Here is a 15,505-nt window from a genome sequence, read left to right as displayed (position 1 = left end):
GTCGTGCGTGCAACCGGGTCGCGTCGTCGAAGAGTTCCCCGCGCCGGAGTTCCGGGGCGCCCAGCGGCAGGCGCTGGCGGACATCCAGGCGGCGTTCGACGCCGGCAACGACGTGGTGTTGGTGCGGGCACCCACTGGCAGCGGCAAGAGCCTGCTCGCGCGGGCCATCATGGGGTGTGCGCGGCGGGCCGCCGACGCCGACCCCAGCGACGCCGTGGGGGCCTACTACACCACGCCGCAGGTGAGCCAGCTCGACGACGTGGCCGCCGACGACCTGCTGGAGGAGTTCAAGCTCATCCGGGGGAAGTCGAACTACACGTGCATCCTCCCCGGCGAGGAGGCGACGCCCGTGGACCGCGCGCCGTGCGCCCGCGAGCGCGGCTACGACTGCGCGGTGAAACACCGGTGTCCGTACTTCGCGGACCGCGCCATCGCGTCCTCGCGGGCGTTCGCCGCGATGACGCTGGCGTACTTCATGCGCACCGCCGGGTCGGAGGTGTTCCGGAAGCGCGACGTGTGTGTCATCGACGAAGCCCACGGGCTCGCCGAGTGGGCGGAGATGTACGCGACCATCGACCTCGACGAGCAGCGGGTGCCCGTCTGGGAGGACGTCCGGGTTCCGAGCGGCCTCGACGGCGACCCCGAGCGGACGGCTGATTTCGCCGACCACCTCCAGGGGGTCTGTGAGGGCGTGAAAGACGAGCTGCTCGGGCAGGACGAGCTCACCACGGAGGCGGTGGCGCGCCGGGACCGCTTGCAGGAGCTCATCGCCGAGTTGGACTGGTTCATCGAGGACTACCGGGACCCCGAATCGGCGACGACGTGGGTTGTCGACGCCGACGAGGAGGGAGTTACGATCAAACCCATGGACCCCGAGCGGTATCTGTCGCACACGGTCTGGGACCGCGCGAACAAGCACGCGTTGCTGTCGGCGACGATCCTGAACAAGGCGGCGTTCTGTCGGAGCGTCGGCCTCGATCCGTCGACCGTCGCGCTGGTCGACGTCGAGCACACGTTCCCCGTGGCGAACCGGCCGCTGTACGACGTGACCCAGGGGAAGATGACCTACGAGAACCGCGCGCAGACGCTGCCGAAGCTGGCGGACACCGTCGTCCGCGTGATGGCGACCCACCCCGACGAGAAGGGCATCGTTCACGCCCACAGCTACGACATCGCGGAGAACCTGGCGGCGCGTCTCGCGGACGCCGGTGTCGGCGACCGCGTGCGCACCCACGACGCCGACACCCGGGATGCCGAACTGGAGCGCTGGAAGGCAAGCGACGACCCCGAGGTGTTCGTCGCCGTGAAAATGGAGGAAGCCCTGGATCTGGCCCACGACCTGGGGCGCTGGCAGGTGCTGTGCAAGGCGCCGTTTCTGAACACGAACGACTCCCGGGTGGCCGCCCGTCTCGCGGACGGCCAGTGGGCGTGGTACTACCGGACGGCGCTGCAGACGATCATTCAGGCCTGCGGCCGGGTGGTGCGTGCGCCCGACGACTACGGCGCGACCTACATCGCGGATTCGAGCGTTCTGGACGTCTTCGAGCGCGCCCGTGGGGACATGCCGCCGTGGTTCGCGGCGCAGGTGGACGCGATGACGACGCCCGACCTCGCCGAGCCGGACCCGGCGGCCGCGCTGGGGGAGACGACTGCCGGCGTCGAGCAGGTCGAGGCCGCCACCCGTTCAACGGACACCGGTGGCCGCGGGTCGACCGGCGAGACACAGCCCGATCGGACGGCGAGCCGCGACGACCGGGACAGCGAGGGGTCGCCGGTCGCGGACGTCTGGAACACCGAGTGATCAGAGCAGCGAGACGGCGTACGCGACCGACGACCCGAGCAGCAGGATCGTGAGGACGATCGCGCGGTACTGGTTGCGGTCCATGCACACACCTGTTGCCGGCGACGGGTAGGCGTACCGGTGGGCTTTCGTCGGAGCCACGTGAACGCGGCGGTGTGCTCCGAACACGACTGCTCGGTGTTGGACTGCTCGCGTCCGGGTTGCTGCACCTGTTCGGCGCGAACCGGCTGCTCGACTGGGCGGCGACGGCCTACGACGTCGGCCTGGACGCGGAGTTCACGCCCGGGCCGACGACGGCGTGGCGGGTGCGGGGGGTCGGGGTGGCGTCGCTGCTGGCGGGCGCACACCTCGCGTACCACGGGCGTGTGGTTCCGAGAAACGACGGCGACTAGGGAACGCGGGCGTCGATGACGACGTGGAAGACGCCTTCGCTGTGTGATTTGACGCGCCGCGTGTCCAACACCGTGGGGGCGGGGCGGCCGGCGCGCTGGCAGCCGGCGCGGAGCCGCGAGAGCGGGCGCTCCCAGAGTTCCGCCTCCGGAACCGCGCTGTGGGCGTGGAGGACGCCGCCGGAAACGAGGTTGTCGAGGGCCGCGTCCAGATAGCCGGGGGTGGACGCGGCGTCGCCGACGGGACCGCCGCCGAGCGCGTCGTAATACCCCATGACGATCCGGTCGGCGGGCGCGTCGACCTCGCGGCAGTCCCCGAGGATGGTGTCGAGCGTCTCGGCGACGTCGTTGAGTTGGGCGTTCTCCGCCAGGAAGCGGAACGCGGTGGGGTTTTTCTCGACGGCGGTGACGGTCGCGCCGGCGCGGGCCATCGGGAGCGCGAAGTAGCCGACGCCCGCGAACATGTCCAGCACGCGCTCGCCGGGGCCGGTGGCGTCGCCCATGCGTGCGCGTTCGGCCTTGTTCCCCGGCGAGAACATGATAGCAGCGAGATCCAGCGCGTACCGAGTGCCGTGCTCGACGTGGACGGTTTCGGTGTCGCCGTCCCCGGCGACGACCGAGACGTCCGGGGTCCGGTGTTCGCCGGCGACGCCGTCGCCGCGATCGAGGACGGTGTCGGCTTCGCGGTGGAGCTCCAGCAGCGCGGCCCCGACCTCACCGGGCCGGGGGCAGTCGGTGAAGTCCGCCAGGATCACGCTGCCGAGGACCGCCCACGACGAGGGGGCGCGCTCGCGCTCGGCGGCCGACCAGCCGCGCTCGCGCAGGCGGTCGCCGAGGTCGGGGGCGCGAGGATCGGGGTCTGCTTGGGCGATGGCGCGCTCGAAGGCGATGCTGGCTGGTTCCTCGGTGACCGGGAGTTCGACGTGGTCGGCGTCGTGTTCTCGGACTTTCCGGCGGTCGTCGTAGACGCCTTCGTCCTCCAGCCCGTCGATAGCGCGCTGGCTGTCGGGTTTCGGGACGACGACGGCGAGGCTACGCATCGGGGAGGACGTGGAGACCCGCGCGGGATTTGAGCGCCGGGACCGTCGACGCGTCGGGGTCGACGTAGTCGGGGCGGGCCACGGTCTGGGCCTCGTAGGTGTCGGGGTCGAGGATCTGGATGGCCGCGTCGTCTTCGACGGTGACGACCGTCGCCTCGGTGGCGTCCGCGACGGCACCCAGTTTGCGGGCGTCCGGGCTGTCGCCGTCCTCGAAGCTCGCCTCGTAGGGTTCGCCCGTGGTCACGCGAACGCCCTTGAGGTTGCCGTGGTTGGACTGCACGAGCACCGGGCCGCCGTCGTCGGCGGCGATGTCCACGACATCCCCGGGAACGAACTCGGGCAGCCGGACGGCGTAGGTGACGCGGTAGACCTCGTTGCCGTCGTCGTCCTCGGTGATGAGCGTCTCGTGGTCCTCGAAGTCGCCGCCGAACTCCTCGACGAGCTTGCGGGCGAGTTTCAGCCCGATCTTGGTCGTGGAGAGTTTGATGTCGGTGCCGGATTCGGCGTCGCCGATCTCGGTGACGAACGCCTCCCGGTCGCCGGTGGCCTCCATGTCGGCGACGATGCGGTGGGCGAGCTCGGCGGCGCGGTCGGTCTCCTCGCTTGTGGGGTCCCGGCCGACCGCCCGCACCTGCACCGTCGAGGCATAGGACTCCCCGGCGATGCGGCCGCAGCGCTGGCAGGTCTGGCGGCTCACTTTCACCGTGACGGCGACCTGCTCGGTGCGGTGGGTGTCCCGCACGACGCCGGTGAACGTCGCGTGCATCCGGACGGTGTTGTCGTCGAGTTTCTCCGGGCGGACCTCCCAGTCGACGTCCTCGGCCTCAAGATGGACGCCGAGCGCCTCGGTCGTCTCCGCGACGGCGACGTCGACGTAGTCGTCGGCGCCGATGTCCACCCAGCGGTTCCCGCGGTGGACGGCCCCACAGCGGGCACACACCATCACCTCGATGGTGTCGGGGGCGTCCACGAGATCGAACGCCGCGAAGTAGCAGGAGTCGCACAGCGACTGCTCGCGGCGCGTCGCCCCGTCACCGCCGACCGAGTCAACGGGGTCGCCGCACTCGGGGCAGAAACTGCTGCCTGCGTCGGTCATGGGCCGGGATAGCGCTCGCAGGCTGTTAAGTACCCCGTCACGGCGGCGGCCGAGTGCGGCGACCAGTTTCACTTTCAGTGTGCTGTATACGAGACTTTATGCGTGGGGCGGCACAACCAGGAGATACATGCCTGAATCCGATCTCGAAGAGCTGCCCGGCGTCGGCCCGGCAACCGCAGAGAAGCTCCGCGACAACGGCTTTGACGCGTTCCAGAGCCTCGCAGTCGCGAACAGCGCCGAACTCTCGAACACCGCCGACATCGGCGAAAGCACCGCTGCGGACGTCATCCAGGCCGCACGCGAGGCCGCCGACGTGGGCGGCTTCGAAACCGGCGCGACCGTCTTGGAGCGCCGAGAGCAGATCGGGAAGCTCACCTGGAACATCCCCGAAGTCGACGACCTCCTGGGGGGCGGCGTCGAGACCCAGTCGATCACCGAAGTGTACGGCGAGTTCGGCGCGGGGAAATCCCAGGTCACCCACCAGCTCGCGGTGAACGTCCAGCTCCCGACCGAATACGGCGGCCTCCACGGCCGCGCGGTGTTCATCGACTCCGAGGACACCTTCCGCCCCGAGCGCATCGACGACATGGTGCGTGGCCTCTCCGACGAAACACTCCAAGCGGCGATGGAGGCCCACGAGATCGAGGGCAGCACCGACGACGAGGACACCCTCACGGAGCTCGTCGACGCGTTCCTGGACAAGATCCACGTCGCGAAAGGCTTCAACTCCAACCACCAGATGCTGCTGGCGGAGAAGGCCAAGGAGATCGCCAGCGAACACGAGGACGGCGACTGGCCGGTGCGGATGCTCACCGTCGACTCGCTGACCGCGCATTTCCGCGCCGAGTACGTCGGCCGCGGCGAGCTCGCGGACCGACAGCAGAAGCTCAACAAACACCTCCACGACCTCGAAAAAGTCGGGAACCTCTACAACGCCGCGGTGCTGGTCACCAACCAGGTGCAGTCGAACCCGGACGCGTTCTTCGGCGACCCCACGAAACCCATCGGGGGCAACATCCTCGGGCACAAGTCGACGTTCCGGATGTATCTCCGGAAGTCGAAAAACGACAAGCGCATCGTGAAGCTCGTCGACGCGCCGAACCTCGCGGACGGCGAAGCCGTGATGCGGGTACAGGACGAGGGCCTGAAGCCCGAATAAGCGGCCGCGGTCTCAGGCGTCGTCTTCGGTGGTCGTCCGGTCGGCCTCGTCGCCGTCGCCCGTGTAGATCTCCGCGCCGTCCTGGACGACCTTCTCCGAGAGCACCGCACACTTGATGCGCATCGGCGTCACCTCGACGCCGAGCATGTCCAAGATGTCATCCCGGTCGAGGGCGTCGACCTCCGCGAGCGTCATGCCCGGGAGTTCCTCCGAGAGCATGCTGGCGGAGGCCTGACTGATCGCGCAGCCGTCGCCGCGGAACGCCACGTGAGCGATCGTTTCGCCGTCGTCGTCGAGGGCAACGTCGAATTCGAGTTCGTCCCCACACGAGGGGTTGTATCCTTCGTGGGTGAACGACGGCTCGGGGAGCTCGCCCTGGTTGCGGGGGTTGCGGTAGTGATCCAGGATCTGCTGTCGGTACATGTCCGAACCCATGCTCATATTGCTTGCTGGTAGGGCAGAACGGCGTAAAAACGTTCCGTGGCGCTGACCGATCAGGGCGCGAAGATCTGGCGGGCTTCGTCGACCGCCGCAACCAGGGCGTCGACCTCGTCGCGGGTGTTGTAGAGGTAGAACGACGCGCGGGCCGACGCCGGGACGCCGAGGGTGTCGTGCAGCGGCTGCGTGCAGTGGTCGCCGGCACGGATCGCCACGCCGTAGTCGTTCAGGATCGAGGACAGATCGTGGGCGTGGATGCCGTCGACGTTGAACGACACGACCGCGCCGCGGTCGTCGCCCGGCGGGCCGTACACGTCGACGTCGTCGGTCATCGTGAGCTGGTCGTAGGCGTACTCGGTGAGCGCCTCCTCGTGGGCTCGGATGGCGTCCATGCCGATGTCCTGGAGGTAGTCGACGGCTTCGGCGAGCGCGATGCCCTGGGCGATGACCGGGGTCCCGGCTTCGAACTTCCAGGGCGGGTCGTTCCAGGTGGCGTCCTCGTAGGAGACGCGCTCGATCATGTCGCCGCCGTAGAGGAACGGCTCCATCTCCGCGAGCAGGTGGCGCTTGCCGTAGAGGCAGCCGATGCCCGTCGGGCCGAGCATCTTGTGTCCGGAGAACGCGTAGAAGTCGGCGTCGATCTCCTGGACGTCGACAGCGCGGGTCGGCGCGGCCTGCGCGCCGTCGACGAAGATGTAGGCGCCGTGGTCGTGGGCGATGTCCGCGAGCTCGCCCACGGGATTGACCGTGCCCAGAGTGTTCGAGATGTGGACGGCGTTCACGAGGGCGGTGTCGTCGGTGATCATGTCCGCGGCGGCGTCCATGTCGAGGTGGCCGTCGTCGGTGATGGGGATGTATTTCACCTCGGCGCCGGTTTCATCGGCGACCTGCTGCCAGGTCACGAGGCTGGCGTGGTGTTCCATCTGCGTGAGCACGACCTCGTCGCCGGGGCCGAGCTCGTTCAGTCCCCACGCGAACGCCACGAGGTTCTCGGCTTCGGTGGTGTTTTTGGTGAACACCATCTCCTCGCGGTCCTCGCCGCCGACGAACGCGGCGAGCTTGTCGTGGGCGTCCTCGTAGGCGACGGAGGCCTCCTGGCTGAGTTCGTGGAGGCCGCGGTGGACGTTCGAGTTGTACCGCCGGTAGTAGTCCGCGATGGCGTCGACGACTGGCTCAGGGGTGTGTGAGGTGGCGGCGTTGTCGAGGTAGACGAGATCCTCGCCGCCCGCGACCTCCCGTTCGAGGATCGGGAAGTCGGCGCGCACGGCCTCGACGTCTATCGGGCCCTGTTCGGTGGCTTCCATTGAAACGGTGTAGGGAGCCGGGCCACTACTGTCCTTCGGTGGGCCGAAATCCGGCCGCGACTGGGGTGCTCAGAACTGCATGAACTGGGCGTGGACCGTGCCCTCCAGTTCGAGCACGTTGGCAGCCTCGACGTGTCCCGCGTCGATGGCGATGCCGACGGCGGTGTCACCGACCACGTTCCCGATGGTGGCGCGAGCCAGCGCCGCCCGGACGGCGTCTGCGTCGGCGGCCTCGCCGTCGTAGAAGGACTCGGTGACGGTGAACTCGGTGCCGCCGTTGTCGTAGGTCTCCCCGAGCACGTCACGGTCGCAGGCCGCAACCAGCAGCCCCCGGTCGGTGTGTCGCTCCCGCATCACCAACGGCGACGGAGTGGTCATCGCTCGTCGACGAGTTCGCGTTCCTGCTGGCTGCGGATCTCGTCGGCCTGCTCGGCGACCTTCGCGGCCTCCTCGTCGCGGCCGAGTGCCTCGAGCGCGCGGGTTTTCTCCTCGTAGACGTCGGCCTGCTGGAAGCCCAGGCGGATCGCGTTGTCCAGGGCGTCGAGCGCCTGCTCGGGGCGGTCGCGCTCGTTCTCGATGAACCCCAGGTTGTACCACGCCTGTGGCAGGCGCTTGTCCACACGGACCGCCTCCTCGGCGTGCTCGTAGGCCTGTTCGTCCTCGCCGAACTCCCAGAGCGCGTACGCCAGGTTGGTGTGGGCGGCCGCCTCGAAGTCCCCGTCGTCGGCGACGAACAGCGCCTCCCGGTGTGCGCCGACGGCGGCGTCCCACTCCTCGAGCTCGCCGTGCGCGATGCCCTTGTTCACCCAGGCCTCCTGTTCGCGGTTGTCGTCGTCGGTGTACTGGGCGGCGCGCTCGAAGGTGTCGACGGCCTGCTCGTTGCGGTTGATGCCCATGTAGCTCAACCCGACGTCGATGAGTTCGTCGGCGTCGACGGCGTCGTTGTCGAGGGTGCGCTCGTCGAGGGTGTCCGCGACCACGCGGCTGTCCACGGGGTCGACCGTGTCGGGGTCGACGTCCAGTTCCGGCGGGTCGAGGTCGAAGCCCGCGTAGGGGTCGTCGAAGCCCGCGCCCTCGGAGAACTCGTGATCGAGGGCGTCGTCGTCGAGCCCGGCGGCGTCTTCGGGCGCGGGCTCGCCGTCGGCGTCCTCGCTGCGGTCTGTCATACGGCGTGGTTGGCGAGCCGCGGGGTTAAGGCCTCCGCACCCGGCCGCGTGCGTGTGAGCCGCCTGCGCGACGCCGGCCGAGCGCACCGACAGAAGAACAACGTTTTAACGACGGCGGTGGTACTCGCGTCCACTATGGGTAAGAAGTCGAAGGCCTCGAAAAAGCGGCTGGCCAAACTGGAGCGCCAGAACAGCCGCGTCCCCGCGTGGGTCATGATGAAGACGAACCGAGACGTCCAGCGCAACCCGAAGCGCCGCAACTGGCGGCGTAACGACACCGACGAATAATGAGCGCCAGCGAATTCGATGACCGCTTCGTAACGGTGCCGCTGCGTGACGTGACGAAGGTGCCGAGTCACGAGCGCGCCGGCGAAGCGATGAACATCATCCGCCAGCACCTCGCAAAGCAGTTCGCCGTCGACGAGGACGCGGTCCGCCTGGACCCCTCGATCAACGACGCCGTCTGGAGCGAGGGCAACAACAACCCGCCCCGGAAGCTCCGTGTGCACGCGGGGAGCTTCGCCGAGGACGGCGAGACAGTCGTGGAAGCCGACTACGAAGGCTGACAAGCTTGCTACGCGCTGCGTTCCGTGGGTCCGCGTATATCGGCGTGTTCGCTCGCGCCACCGAGAGCTGTGTGCTCGTTCGCCCGGACCTCGACGACGACTTCGTCGACTCGATCGCCGACGAGCTGGGTGTGCCCGCCGTACAGACCACCGTCGGCGGGTCCTCGACTGTCGGGTCGCTGGCAGCGGGGAACAGCAGCGGGCTGCTTGTGAGCAACCGGATCCGGGAGCGGGAGCGCGACCGCATCGAGGCCGCCGGCGTCACCGTCGGCGAGCTTCCCGGCGCGGTCAACGCCGCCGGGAACGTCGTTGTCGCCAACGACGACGGCGCGTACGTCCACAGCGGGCTCTCGGACGACGCCGTCGCGGCCGTCGAGGAGACCCTCGACGTGTCAGCGACGCGGGGCCAGCTCGCGGGCGTCGACACCGTGGGCACGGCCGCCGTCGCGACCACTGACGGCGTGCTCTGTCATCCGAAGGCGACGGACGCGGAGCTGGAGCGCATCGAGGAGACGCTGGGCGTGTACGCCGACGTCGGCACCGTGAACTACGGGGCGCCGCTGGTCGGCTCCGGGCTCGTGGCGGCCGACGACGGCTACCTCGTCGGTGACGACACGACGGGGCCGGAGATCGGCCGGATCGAGGACACGCTCGGCTACATCGAGTAAGAACGCCTTCGTTGCCCACCTGTGCGGTCCTCCACGCGGGAGGCCAGACGCCCGATTGACGGCTTTTTCGTGGCTGCGGTGCTCGCTCAGCGGCGTGGCTGGGAAGGGAAGATACTTCCCCCTTGCTGCCGCAGTGAGTGACATGAGTCTTGGAGGCGGCGGTCAACAGCAGCTACAGCAGTTGTCCCAGGAGATTCAAGCAATCGAGGAGGAGGTCGAGGAGCTCGAAGCCGACGTGGCGTCGCTGCGCCAGGAGCAAACGGAGATCGAGGAGGCCAAAGAGGCCCTCGACGTGCTGGAGACGGGCGCGACCGTGCAGGTGCCGCTGGGCGGCGACGCGTACGTTCGTGCCGAGGTCAAGGACATGGACGAGGTCGTTGTGAGCCTCGGCGGCGGGTACGCCGCGGAGCAGGACAGCGACGCCGCGGCGAGCGTGCTCGACGAGAAGAAGGCCACCATCGACGGCCGCATCGACGACGTGCAGGCCGAGATCGATGACCTCAGCGAGGAGGCCGAGCAGCTCGAACAGCAGGCCCAGCAAGCCCAACAGCAGATGATGCAACAGCAGATGCAGGCCCAACAGCAGCCCCAGGACGGCGAGCAGTAAGGTCAGCATGTTCGACGGGTTGAAGGACAAACTCTCGAATTTTCGGGAGGACGCCGAGGAGGTCGCCGAGGAGAACGCCGAAGAGCTTGCCGACCAGCCGGACGACGAGGCGGCGGACACGGAGGCAGCCGCCGCGGACAGCGCCCCCGAAGACGCGCCGGCGACCGCGGATGCCGCGGCACCGGCGACTGAGCCGGCGGGCGAGCAGCCCGACGCCGACGACGAGGAGTCGTCGGCCGGGTTCGTGAGTCGGGCGGCGTCGATGGCTCGCGGCCGCGTCGTCATCGACGAGGCGGATCTGGAGGCGCCGCTTCGCGAACTGGAGTTCGCGCTCCTGGAGAGCGACGTGGAGATGAGCGTCGTGGAGGAGATCCTGGATCAGATCCGGGGGGATCTCGTCGGCGAGGAGCGGAAGTTCACCGAGTCGACGGACACGCTCATCGAGGACGCGCTGCGTGAGGCGCTGTTGTCGGTGATCGACGTGGGGCAGTTCGATCTCGTGGACGAAATCGAGTCCGCATCGAAGCCGGTGACGATCGTGTTCACGGGCGTCAACGGCGTGGGCAAGACCACGACGATCGCGAAGCTGGCGCGGTACCTCGAATCGGAGGGGTTCTCGTCGGTGCTGGCGAACGGCGACACCTACCGTGCGGGGGCGAACCAGCAGATCGAGGAACACGCCGAGGCGCTCGGCGTGAAATGCATCACCCACGAGCAGGGCGGCGATCCGACGGCGGTCGTCTACGACGCCGTGGAGTACGCGGACGCCAACGGCGTGGACGTCGTGTTGGGTGACACCGCGGGCCGGCTGCACACCTCCGACGACTTGATGAGTCAACTGGAGAAGCTCGACCGGGTCGTCGATCCGGACGTCACGGTGTTCGTCGACGAGGCGGTCGCGGGCCAGGACGCCGTGAATCGCGCCCGCGAGTTCGACGAGGCGTCGGCGGTCGACGGCACGATCCTGACGATGGCGGACGCGGACAGCCAGGGCGGGGCCGCGATCTCCGTGTCCCACGTCACCGGGAAGCCGATCCTCTTTTTGGGAACTGGACAGGCGTACGAGGACTTGGAGCCGTTCGATCCGGACGCGCTCGTCGACGACCTGCTGGCTGCGTCCGACGATTAGGGCGCGTCGGCGGCCGGCGGGTCGGCGTCCACGACGACGAACTCCCGGCGCGTGCCGTGGCGGTTGTGGGCGCGGACTTCGCCGGGCTCCCATGGTGGAACCCCAACGAGGAGCTGCGCGTGGAGGTCGTCGGCGAGGGTGACAGTGTGGTCGCCCTTGGGGTGTGAGACGAACCGGCCGGCGGTCTGGCCGGCGGGGGCGGCGAGGTCGACGCCGAACACGCTGGTGAGCGCGTCGCCGGCGCTGGGGAAATAGAAGTCCGACAGCACTGGTGTGTCGGGGTCGAGGGTGTGTGTCTCGTCGCCGGCGTCGAGATCCCGGGCGGGCGTCGCTGCGAGGCGGACGGACACCGAGTCGGGGTCGGCGTCGGCCGCGAGCTCACAGAGCACGGCAACGAGCGCGCGGGTGGCGTAGACGGGTGGCATGCACGCCCATACGCCCGCCGGCGGGTTGAGCGTTCCCCTAGTCGAGGGTGCCAGCTGCCATACGCGGTGGCGCTGCGTGGAACAAGGCTCTTAGGGGGCGGTCGCGTAGTCGCGACCAATCATGGTACTCGACGACCTTGGGAGCTCGCTGCGGGGCACCTTGGACACGCTCCGCGGGAAGTCCCGCATCTCCGAGGAGGACGTCGACAAGGTCGTCAAGGAGATTCAGCGCTCCTTGCTGCAGGCCGACGTCGACGTGGACCTCGTGATGGATCTCTCCGAGTCGATCACGGAGCGGTCGCTTGAGGAGGAGCCGCCGGGCGGAACGAGCGCCCGCGATCACGTGTTGCGCATCGTCTACGAGGAACTCGTCGGGCTCGTGGGTGATTCGACGCCGATCCCCCTGGAGGAGCAGACGATCATGCTGGCGGGCCTGCAGGGGTCGGGGAAGACGACCACGGCCGCGAAGATGGCGTGGTGGTTCTCGAAGAAGGGGCTGCGGCCGGCGATCGTGCAGACGGACACGTTCCGGCCGGGGGCCTACGAGCAGGCCGCGGAGATGGCCGACCGCGCGGAGGTCGATTTCTACGGGGAGCCGGACAGCGACGATCCCGTGCAGATCGCCCGCGACGGGCTTGCAGCGACGGCGGACGCCGACGTGCATATCGTGGACACGGCGGGCCGCCACGCGCTGGAGGACGACCTCATCGCGGAGATCGAGGAGATCGAGGGCGTCGTCGAGCCGGACCGGAGCCTGCTGGTGTTGGACGCCGCGATCGGGCAGGGCGCCAAACAGCAGGCCCGGCAGTTCGACGCGTCGATCGGCATCGACGGGGTTGCGATCACGAAGCTCGACGGAACCGCGAAGGGCGGCGGGTCGCTGACGGCCGTGAACGAGACCGACTCCACCATCGCGTTCCTGGGCTCCGGGGAGACCGTCCAGGACATCGAGCGCTTCGAGCCGGATTCGTTCATCTCGCGGTTGCTGGGGATGGGGGATCTCAAGCAGCTCACCGAGCGCGTGGAGCGTGCGATGGAGGAAACCCAGGACGACGACGAGGACTGGGACCCCGAGGACCTCATGAAGGGGGAGTTCACCCTCCACGACATGCGAAAGCAGATGCAGGCGATGGACAACATGGGGCCACTGGATCAGGTGATGGACATGATCCCCGGCATGGGGGGTGGGTTGATGGACGAGCTCCCCGACGACGCGATGGACGTCACCCAGGAGCGCATGCGGGGCTTCGAGGTCATCATGGATTCGATGACCGAGGCGGAGATGGCCGACCCGCGCTCGGTGGGGGCGTCACAGATCCGGCGCATCGCGCGCGGGTCCGGGCAGCCCGAGGACCGCGTTCGGGAGCTGCTCGACCAGCACAAGATGATGGCGCAGACGATGCAGCAGTTCCAGGGCATGGGTGACGGGGACATGCAGCGCATGATGTCGAAGATGCAACAGCAGGGCGGTGGCGGCGGTGGCGGGTTCGGCGGCATGTTCTGAGGCGGCGTGCGTCCGGGTTTTTATACGCGCGGGCCTCGATTCGGGGAGTATGAGCGTTCGGCGCGTGGCTGCCACCGCCTACCGTGAGGCCGCGCCAGCGCTGGCGGCAAGCGTCCTGGGCGGGCTGTTTGCGGGCGCGGTCCTGGGCGGGATGCGTGCGCAACTGGAGGCCGTCGACGGGCTGCTTGTGGTGGTGCCGGCGTTGCTGGCGACACGGGGGAACGTGTACGCGTCGTTCGGCGCGCGCCTGGCCACCGGCCTCCACCAGGGCATCATCGAGCCACACGTCGCCGCCGGGGACCGGCGACTGCGGGCGGCCGTCGGGGCAGCGATGGGGAACGGCCTGCTTGCGAGCGGGTTCGCGGCCGCCGTCGCGTTCGGCGTGCTGACGGCGCTTGGGCGGCCGGTGGCTGGGCTGGCGACGCTGGTCGGGGTTGCGCTCGTCGCGGGGTTGTTGTCCGGCGTGGCGCTCACGGGCGCGGTGGTAGCGGTCGTGTTCGCGGGGTATCGGCGCGGCTACAACCCGGACACGCTGGTCGGGCCGCTGGTGACGACCACCGGGGACCTGTTCGGGTTGGCGTTCCTAGTGCTTGCGGTGCGGCTGATCGTGGGGGGTGTGTGAGTGCCCCGGACGTGGTCGGTGCGGGCGATCACGCGTGCCACCCTCCCGATCCTGCTCGCGCTGACGGTCGTGGAGGTCGGCAGCGGGCTCGTGCTCGGAACGTTTGAGGCGACGCTGCTGCAGTATCCGTCGCTGCTGGTGTTGGTGCCGGTGACGATCGGGACGGCTGGGAACCTCGGGAGCATTCTGGCGTCCCGGCTGTCGACGGCGTTCCACTTGGGGACGCTGTCGTTCGATCCCGGCGACGACGACCTGGCGGGGAACGTCGTTGCGACCGTGATGCTGGCGATCACGGTGTTCCCCGTGGTGGGCGCTGGCGCGTGGGGGGTGGCAGCGGCCACCGGCAGCGTTCGCCTCCCGGTGGGCGTTGTCATCGCCGTGGCGGCGGTGGCGGGCGCGTCGCTTGCGGTGCTTGCGGTCGCGGTCACGCTGCTGGCGACGTACGCCGCCTACCGGTTCGAACTGGACCCCGACGACGTGGTGATTCCAGTGGTCACGAACACCTGTGACGTGCTGGGTGTGGTCGTGTTGTTCGGCGCGGTTGAGGTGCTCGTGTGAGCGCCGTCAGCAGGTGGCGTGCGTCGCCGAAACCGACACCAGTAACTCCACGAGTCACGAAGCGGGCGGCGTGCAACTGGTGGCGCTGCTGTGGGCGGTCGCACCCCGAGTGGTGGGCGTGGCTGCCGCGATCGCGGTGGGACTGACGCTGGCGAACCTCGCCGTGGCGTTCGGCGCGGTTGATTACGTTGCGCGGTTCGCCACGCCGCTGACCGGTCCCGCGAACCTGCCCGACGAGGTCGGCACCGCGATCCTGGCCACGACCGCGTCCCCGACGGCGGGCTACGGCATGCTCAAGGAGTACCGGGACGCCGGCGTGCTCAGCGATCGGGCGACGCTCGTCGCCATCACCATCAACACGTTCTTCGGCTTCGTGCAACACATCTTCACGTTCTACGCGCCGGTGTTGCTCCCGATTCTGGGGCTCCGCCTGGGGCTGATGTACGTCGGCGCGCGCGCCGCCGTGAGCCTCGGGATCACGGCCGCGGGCGTGCTCGCGGGTGCGGTGGTGTTGTCCGAGGACGACGTCGCGTCGGCGTCTGACGCCGGGGTGACGATGCCGGGTGAGGACGCCGCCGACGAGTCGACGCGGGAGACCGTCGCCGGCGCGGTCACGAAGACCGGTGGGAAGCTGAAAACCCTCGTGCCCCGGTTGGCGGTGGTGTACGCGGCGGTCGTCTTCCTCACCGAGACCTACGACGTGACCGCGTTCACGGCCGCCGCGGAGCCGCTCACGTCGGTGCTCGGGCTGCCCGGGGTCGCGGTGCCGGCGGTCGCGACGTTCGCCGTCGACACCACGACCGGCGCGATCTTCATCGCGCCACACGTCCCCGGGGAGTTCACCGCGGGCGAGGCGGTCGCCACGATGCTCGTCGGGGGGATCGTGTCGTTCGCGGTGTCGACGTTCAAGCGCTCGATCCCGTTCCAGTACGGCATCTGGGGGGCGCGCTTCGGGTCGAAGGTCATCGCCGTCAACATCGCCGCAAAAGTGGTGTTCATCTCGGCCGCGATCGCCGTGTTGCTCGTGTGACCG

Annotated in this window: 20 protein-coding genes; 12 read left to right on the top strand and 8 right to left on the bottom strand. The window is 69.0% G+C overall.

The window, feature by feature from the left end; all coding sequences use genetic code 11:
- Positions 1–7 precede the first annotated feature (7 nt).
- Positions 8–1,801: a helicase C-terminal domain-containing protein gene (locus ACOZ32_RS04020; protein WP_205251266.1), complete on the top strand. Its 1,794-nt coding sequence runs from the start codon at positions 8–10 to the stop codon at positions 1,799–1,801.
- Here the strand turns inward: ACOZ32_RS04020 and ACOZ32_RS04015 are convergent, their stop codons facing one another.
- Complete coding sequence (locus tag ACOZ32_RS04015; protein WP_157849924.1) at positions 1,802–1,942, bottom strand: hypothetical protein; 141 nt, start codon at positions 1,940–1,942, stop codon at positions 1,802–1,804.
- 14 nt (positions 1,943–1,956) lie between these two features.
- Between ACOZ32_RS04015 and ACOZ32_RS04010 the strand changes: the two genes are divergently transcribed.
- Positions 1,957–2,193 carry a hypothetical protein gene (locus tag ACOZ32_RS04010; RefSeq protein ID WP_049892570.1) on the top strand — a complete coding sequence of 79 codons (237 nt, stop codon included), beginning with the start codon at positions 1,957–1,959 and terminating at the stop codon, positions 2,191–2,193.
- On the opposite strand, the gene ACOZ32_RS04005 is transcribed toward ACOZ32_RS04010, so the two are convergent.
- The gene (locus ACOZ32_RS04005) at positions 2,190–3,230 is read right to left on the bottom strand and encodes a class I SAM-dependent methyltransferase (RefSeq protein WP_205251265.1); all 1,041 of its coding nucleotides are present in this window, start codon (positions 3,228–3,230) and stop codon (positions 2,190–2,192) included. The genes ACOZ32_RS04010 and ACOZ32_RS04005 overlap by 4 nt on opposite strands.
- On the bottom strand, positions 3,223–4,326 hold the full coding sequence (locus ACOZ32_RS04000; protein ID WP_010903850.1) for a 60S ribosomal export protein NMD3: 1,104 nt from the start codon (positions 4,324–4,326) through the stop codon (positions 3,223–3,225). The genes ACOZ32_RS04005 and ACOZ32_RS04000 overlap by 8 nt, the downstream gene beginning before the upstream one ends.
- 127 nt (positions 4,327–4,453) lie before the next feature.
- Here ACOZ32_RS04000 and radA point away from each other — a divergent pair, with 127 nt between their 5' ends.
- Positions 4,454–5,485, top strand: a complete 1,032-nt coding sequence (radA, locus tag ACOZ32_RS03995) for a DNA repair and recombination protein RadA (RefSeq protein WP_012289511.1) — start codon at positions 4,454–4,456, stop codon at positions 5,483–5,485.
- A 12-nt stretch (positions 5,486–5,497) separates the two neighbouring features.
- On the opposite strand, the gene ACOZ32_RS03990 is transcribed toward radA, so the two are convergent.
- The 4 genes from ACOZ32_RS03990 to ACOZ32_RS03975 all read right to left on the bottom strand — a co-directional run bounded on the left by ACOZ32_RS03990 (position 5,498) and on the right by ACOZ32_RS03975 (position 8,393).
- Positions 5,498–5,926 (bottom strand): iron-sulfur cluster assembly scaffold protein, encoded by a 429-nt coding sequence (locus tag ACOZ32_RS03990; RefSeq protein ID WP_010903848.1) that lies wholly within the window; start codon positions 5,924–5,926, stop codon positions 5,498–5,500.
- A 53-nt stretch (positions 5,927–5,979) separates the two neighbouring features.
- Positions 5,980–7,227: an aminotransferase class V-fold PLP-dependent enzyme gene (locus ACOZ32_RS03985; protein ID WP_010903847.1), complete on the bottom strand. Its 1,248-nt coding sequence runs from the start codon at positions 7,225–7,227 to the stop codon at positions 5,980–5,982.
- 69 nt (positions 7,228–7,296) lie between these two features.
- A complete protein-coding gene (locus tag ACOZ32_RS03980; protein WP_010903846.1) occupies positions 7,297–7,605 on the bottom strand; it encodes a DUF424 domain-containing protein in 309 nt (102 codons plus the stop codon).
- Positions 7,602–8,393, bottom strand: coding sequence for a tetratricopeptide repeat protein (locus ACOZ32_RS03975; RefSeq protein ID WP_010903845.1), 792 nt, complete (start codon positions 8,391–8,393; stop codon positions 7,602–7,604). Before ACOZ32_RS03975 ends, ACOZ32_RS03980 begins: the two co-directional genes overlap by 4 nt.
- Positions 8,394–8,528: 135 nt before the next feature.
- Between ACOZ32_RS03975 and ACOZ32_RS03970 the strand changes: the two genes are divergently transcribed.
- The 5 genes from ACOZ32_RS03970 to ftsY all read left to right on the top strand — a co-directional run bounded on the left by ACOZ32_RS03970 (position 8,529) and on the right by ftsY (position 11,363).
- Positions 8,529–8,681, top strand: a complete 153-nt coding sequence (locus ACOZ32_RS03970) for a 50S ribosomal protein L39e (protein ID WP_010903844.1) — start codon at positions 8,529–8,531, stop codon at positions 8,679–8,681.
- A complete protein-coding gene (locus tag ACOZ32_RS03965; protein ID WP_010903843.1) occupies positions 8,681–8,959 on the top strand; it encodes a 50S ribosomal protein L31e in 279 nt (92 codons plus the stop codon). Before ACOZ32_RS03970 ends, ACOZ32_RS03965 begins: the two co-directional genes overlap by 1 nt.
- A 5-nt stretch (positions 8,960–8,964) precedes the next feature.
- Positions 8,965–9,627, top strand: coding sequence for a translation initiation factor IF-6 (locus ACOZ32_RS03960; protein ID WP_010903842.1), 663 nt, complete (start codon positions 8,965–8,967; stop codon positions 9,625–9,627).
- A gap of 142 nt (positions 9,628–9,769) precedes the next feature.
- On the top strand, positions 9,770–10,234 hold the full coding sequence (gene pfdA / locus ACOZ32_RS03955; RefSeq protein ID WP_205251264.1) for a prefoldin subunit alpha: 465 nt from the start codon (positions 9,770–9,772) through the stop codon (positions 10,232–10,234).
- A 7-nt stretch (positions 10,235–10,241) separates the two neighbouring features.
- Complete coding sequence (gene ftsY / locus ACOZ32_RS03950) at positions 10,242–11,363, top strand: signal recognition particle-docking protein FtsY (protein ID WP_205251263.1); 1,122 nt, start codon at positions 10,242–10,244, stop codon at positions 11,361–11,363.
- On the opposite strand, the gene ACOZ32_RS03945 is transcribed toward ftsY, so the two are convergent.
- A complete protein-coding gene (locus tag ACOZ32_RS03945; RefSeq protein WP_010903839.1) occupies positions 11,360–11,788 on the bottom strand; it encodes a hypothetical protein in 429 nt (142 codons plus the stop codon). The genes ftsY and ACOZ32_RS03945 overlap by 4 nt on opposite strands.
- 121 nt (positions 11,789–11,909) lie before the next feature.
- Here ACOZ32_RS03945 and ACOZ32_RS03940 point away from each other — a divergent pair, with 121 nt between their 5' ends.
- From ACOZ32_RS03940 to ACOZ32_RS03925, 4 genes are all read left to right on the top strand, one after another.
- Entirely contained in the window at positions 11,910–13,292 is a 1,383-nt protein-coding gene (locus ACOZ32_RS03940; RefSeq protein WP_010903838.1) for a signal recognition particle protein Srp54, read from the top strand.
- A gap of 49 nt (positions 13,293–13,341) precedes the next feature.
- The gene (locus ACOZ32_RS03935; RefSeq protein WP_010903837.1) at positions 13,342–13,914 is read left to right on the top strand and encodes a magnesium transporter; all 573 of its coding nucleotides are present in this window, start codon (positions 13,342–13,344) and stop codon (positions 13,912–13,914) included.
- Positions 13,915–14,472 (top strand): magnesium transporter, encoded by a 558-nt coding sequence (locus ACOZ32_RS03930; RefSeq protein ID WP_010903836.1) that lies wholly within the window; start codon positions 13,915–13,917, stop codon positions 14,470–14,472. It begins immediately after the preceding gene.
- Between the two features lie 70 nt (positions 14,473–14,542).
- Positions 14,543–15,502 (top strand): hypothetical protein, encoded by a 960-nt coding sequence (locus ACOZ32_RS03925; RefSeq protein ID WP_012289510.1) that lies wholly within the window; start codon positions 14,543–14,545, stop codon positions 15,500–15,502.
- Positions 15,503–15,505: the final 3 nt, after the last annotated feature.

The sequence above is a fragment of the Halobacterium sp. MBLA0001 genome (assembly GCF_049705385.1).
In the GTDB taxonomy this organism is placed as follows: Archaea; Halobacteriota; Halobacteria; order Halobacteriales; family Halobacteriaceae; genus Halobacterium; species Halobacterium salinarum.
The sequence above is the reverse complement of the archived record's forward strand: the minus strand, read 5'-3'. Positions and strand labels throughout refer to the sequence as shown.